Origin of the sequence: Actinocorallia longicatena (assembly GCF_039534125.1) — a bacterium.
GTDB classification, from domain to species: domain Bacteria; phylum Actinomycetota; class Actinomycetes; order Streptosporangiales; family Streptosporangiaceae; genus Actinocorallia; species Actinocorallia longicatena.
In genome coordinates this window covers 1-4,813 of sequence record NZ_BAAAUV010000067.1, presented here as the reverse complement: position 1 = coordinate 4,813, position 4,813 = coordinate 1, and the positions used below count along the sequence as shown (strand labels likewise).

Here is a 4,813-nt window from a genome sequence, read left to right as displayed (position 1 = left end):
CCACCTCCAACAACAAACGCTGCTGAGGATCCATCGCCACAGCCTCACGCGGCGAAATCCCAAAAAACGCAGCATCAAAACCCGCCACATCATCAAGAAACCCACCCGTCCTGACATACGACTTTCCCTCGGCTTCGGGATCGGGGTCGTACACCTCCTCCACGTCCCAGCCACGATCCGAGGGGAACTCCGACACCCCCACGCGTCCCGACGCCACCAGATCCCACAGGGCGGCCGGAGAGCCGACCTCGCCGGGAAAGCGGCAGCCCATGCCCACGACCGCCACCGGTTCCGAGAGACGTGCCGTCAGGGCGGCGTTCCTCTCGCGCAGGTTCTCGATCTCGCCGAGCGAGTTCCGCAAGGCCTCGATGAGATCGTTCTCTCGGTCGGTCATCCGGCCTCGTCCTTTCGGTCGTTCGCGATGCCCAGGCCCATGGCGATCAGGCTGTCGGTGTCCATCTCGCGGATCGCGTCCCGCTTCGCGGAGGCAGGGGGGCCGCCGGAGGTCTCCTTCGCCTCGGCCAGGTCCAGCAGCGCCTGAACGATCTCGCTGTCGCCCGGCCGAACGGGGCGCACCGAATTCAGGAGCCGCCGCACGTCCCGCAGCGACGGTCGTGTGCCGGACGCGGTCACGGCCTCCGGCGCGAGCTGCCGGTACAGGTGCGCGGCCAGCGCGGCGGGCGTCGGGTAGTCGTAGATGGCCGTCACGGGAAGGCGCAGCCCGGTGGCGCCGGTGATCCGGTTGCGGATCTGGACGGCGCCCAGCGAGTCCAGGCCCAGTTTCTCGAAGGGGTCGCCGGGGTCGATGTCCGCACCGCCGGAGTGCCCGAGGACGAGCGCGGCGTGGAGCAGGACGAGGTCGGTGACGATCTGCCGCTGGTCCGTCTCGTCCAGGTCCGTCAGGCGCCGGCGCAGGTCCTCTCCGGCGGCAGCGGAGGCGTGGGAGCGTTGGGCGGCGGGCACCAGCCCGGCGAGCAGGGGCGGCAGCGTGCCCGCGGCGGCGTGGGCACGCAGCGTCCGCGTGTTCCATCGAGCCGCCACGACCTGGGGGCTCTCCTGTGCGACCGCGGTGTCGAACAGCGCCAGACCCTCTTCGGCGGACAGGGACCGCACGCCCTCCCGGTCCAGGCGTGCGGCGTCCGCTCCGCTCAGCCGCTCGGCCATGCCTCCCGAGTCCGCCCATGGCCCCCAGGCGATGGAGACTCCGGCCCGTCCCGAGGCGCGCCGATGTGCCGACAGGGCGTCCAGGAACGCGTTCGCCGCGGCGTAGTTCGCCTGCCCCGCGCTGCCGACGACCCCGGCCAGCGAGGAGAACAGCGCGAAGAGCCGCAGCCCCATGCCGTGTGTCGCCTCGTGGAGGTACCAGGCCCCGTCCGCCTTCGCCCTCAGCACCGCGTCCAGCCGCTGCTGCGTCAGCGTCTCGACCACGCCGTCGTCGAGCACGCCCGCCGCGTGGACGACGCCGACCAGCGGGAAGCCGGAGCCCGCGACGTCCGCGACGAGGTCCAGCACCGCGTCTCTGTCCGACACGTCGCACGCGGTCACGTCCACCCGGGCGCCGCCTGCGCTCAGTTCCTTCAGCAGATCCTCCGCGCCGGGGGCCGCCGCGCCCCGCCGGCTCGCGAGCAGGACCCGTCCCGCGCCCGACGCCACCAGGTGGCGGGCCACGACCGCGCCGAGTCCGCCGAGTCCCCCGGTCACCAGGACCGTCCCGCCGCTCAGGTCCGGTGGTTCCTCCGCCGGGCCGCCTCGTCCCGTCCGGACGAGGCGGGGAGCGTAGAGGACTCCTGAGCGGATCACCACCTGCGGTTCCCCTGAGGCCGACGCCGCGGCGATCGTTCCGCCGAGTTCGGCGGTGTCGCCGTCCGCCAGGACGAATCGGCCCGGATGCTCCGACTGGGCCGCACGCACCAGGCCCCAGACCGCCGCGCCCGCCAGATCCTCGACGTCCTCTCCAGGGAGGGCTACGGCACCACGTGTCACGATCACCAGCCGTGCTTCGGCGTGCCGCTCGTCGGCGAGCCATGCCTGCACGATTCCCAGGACGCGTCCGGTGGCCGCATGCACGGCAGCCACCACTCCGCCGGAGACCGGGGCCGATTCGACGACGACCACCTCCGTCGCCGGAGCGGGGGTCACGGGAGCGGGAATCGGTGACCAGGCCACCTCCTGGAGCCCGGGCCCCGCGGCCGCGCCCAGCCGCTGTGCCGAGACGGGCCGCGTCGTGAAGGAGCGAGCCGACAGCACCGGCCGTCCGGCCTGGTCGACCGCTCGCAATGACACCGCGCCCGGGGCCCCGGCCGGAGAGACGAGCACTCGGAGAACCGAGGACCCCGCCGTGTGCAGGCGAAGGCCCTCCCAGGCGAACGGCAGCCCGACCGTGTCCTCTTCGCCAGGATCGGCGAGCAGCGCCGCATGCGACACGGCGTCCAGGAGCGCGGGATGCATGCCGAAGCCCGTCGCCTGGCCCGCTTCTTCGGGTACCGCGACCTCGGCGAAGACGTCCGTCCCGCGCCGCCACAGCGCCCGGACGCCCCGGAGTGCCGGACCGTAGGCGTATCCGCGGTCCGCGAGGGCGGCGTAGGCGTCGGCGACGTCCACCGTCTCCGCGTCGGCTGGAGGCCACTGCGGGAAGGACGTCCCGGTGGACGGCTCCTCCTCGGCGTCCAGGATTCCGCGGGCGTGCAGTACCCACTCGGCGTCGTCGGTGCCGGACGGGCGCGAGTAGATCGCTAGCGTGCGGGAATCCGGCTCCGCACCGGTCGGGTCGGGCGCCAGCACCACCGACATGTCCGCTCCGCCTGCGGTGGGCAGGACCAGCGGAGCCTGGAACGTCAGCTCCCGCAGGCGCGGGCGGTCCACCTGCTCCGCTGCGCGCAGGGCCATCTCCACGAACGCGGCGCCGGGCACCACCACACGGCCGAGGATCGCGTGGTCGGCGAGCCAGGGCTGGGCCCGCAGGGAGAGACGGCCGGTCAGCACGATCTGCTCGGATCCGGGCACCCTCACGATCGCCCCGAGCAGCGGGTGTTCCGCCGGACGCTGGCCGATCTCGCTCGCGTCCCCCGTCGACGGCGGTGTGGGGAGCCAGTACCGCCGGTGCTGGAACGGGTAGGTCGGCAGGTCCGCCCACCGTCCGCCGGCCGCTGTGGAGACGGCACGCCAGTCGACGGGAGCTCCGGCGGCGAACAGGCCGGCGAGGGCGGTCAGGACCGCGGTCGTCTCGGAGCGGTCGTCGCGGAGACCTGCCGTGGTCGTCGTCTCCTCGGGCGTTCCGATGTGGTCGAGGCACTGGCCGATCAGGTTGGTCAGGCCGCCGTCGGGGCCGAGCACCATGAACCGGCGCACTCCGGCCGAGGCCAGGGTGCCGATCCCGGCGGCGAAACGGACGGCCTCCCGGGCGTGCCGCACCCAGTAGTGCGGGGAGGTGATCGGCGGGTCGTCGCCGGTGGCGGCCAGATCGCCGCTCAGGTCGCGGACCAGCGGGATCTCCGGTTCGGCGAACGAGAGCCGCGCGACTTCGCCGGCGAACGCGTCGAGCATCGGTTCCATCAGCGGCGAGTGGAAGGCGTGCGACACCGCGAGCCGTTCGGTCCTGTGGCCCGCGTCCGTCGCCCGGGCCGCGACCTCGTCCACTCCCGCTTCGGCTCCGGACACCACCACCGACCTGGGGCTGTTCACCGCCGCGATGTCCACCCCCGCCACCAGGAGCGGCTTCACGTCGGCTTCGGCCGCCCGGATCGCGAGCATCGCCCCACCTTCGGGCAGCGCCTGCATCAGCCGGGCCCTGGCCATCACCAGCCGCGCCGCGTCGGGCAGCGTGAGCACTCCGGCGACGTGCGCGGCGGCGATCTCGCCCACGGAATGGCCGAGCAGGGCGTCCGGGCTCACTCCCCAGGCCCGCACCAGCCGGTACAGCGCCACTTCGACGGCGAACAACGCGGGCTGGGCCCAGCCCGTCTGGCGCATCCGGCCTTCGGCATCGGCCCAGAGCACCTCGCGCAGCTCTTCCGGGGTGTGGGGTGAGTGCTGCGCCAGGGCGGCCAGCACCTCGTCGAAGGCCTGCGCGAACGGCGGGAACGCCGTGTACAGTTCGCGGCCCATTCCGGACCATTGGGCGCCCTGTCCGGGGAACACGAACGCCGTCTTTCCTGTCGCCGCGTTCTCCGGAACGCGGCCTGAGGTGACCTTCGGCGCGGGAGTGCCCTGGGCTGAAGCGATGACGCCGGCCAGCAGTTCGTCGTGGTCGTCTCCGATGGCCACCGCCCGGTATTCGAGTACCGGGCGGTGCGCCAGGGTGAAGCCGATGTCGGCCGCAGCGAGCTCCGGATGCTCCTCGACGTGCTCGGCCAGCCGTTCGGCCTGGGTTCGCAGTGCTTCCGGTGTCCTCGCCGACAGCACCCAGGCGGCGGTGCCATCGACGACCGGAGGAGGATTTTCGGGGCCGGGCTGCTCGGGCGCCTGTTCGAGGATGACGTGGGCGTTGGTCCCGGAGATACCGAAGGAAGAGACGGCCGCTCTGCGCGGACGGCCCGTCTCCGGCCAGGACCGCTCCTCGGCCAGCAACCGGACAGAACCCGAAGACCAATCCACCTTCTCAGTGGGCGCGTCCACGTGCAACGTCCTCGGCATGACCCCGTGACGCATCGCCTGAATCATCTTGATCACACCACCGACACCCGCGGCGGCCTGGGTGTGACCGATGTTCGACTTCAACGAGCCGAGCCACAACGGCTCGCCCCGCCGGTCCGCACCATAGGAGCCCAGCAGCGCCTGAACCTCGATCGGGTCACCCAGCACCGTGCCCGTGCCA

At 72.6% G+C, this 4,813-nt stretch carries 2 protein-coding genes and 1 pseudogene; all 3 read right to left on the bottom strand.

Going from position 1 to position 4,813, the window contains the following annotated elements:
* Positions 1-394: beta-ketoacyl synthase N-terminal-like domain-containing protein (locus ABD785_RS41050; protein WP_344840307.1), on the bottom strand; the 394-nt coding region annotated here is incomplete at its 3' end.
* On the bottom strand, positions 391-4,614 hold the full coding sequence (locus tag ABD785_RS41045; protein ID WP_344840304.1) for an SDR family NAD(P)-dependent oxidoreductase: 4,224 nt from the start codon (positions 4,612-4,614) through the stop codon (positions 391-393). The genes ABD785_RS41045 and ABD785_RS41050, both read right to left, overlap by 4 nt.
* Positions 4,615-4,623: 9 nt before the next feature.
* Positions 4,624-4,800, bottom strand: a pseudogene (locus ABD785_RS41450) (hypothetical protein); the annotation flags it as partial.
* Between the last annotated feature and the right edge of the window lie 13 nt (positions 4,801-4,813).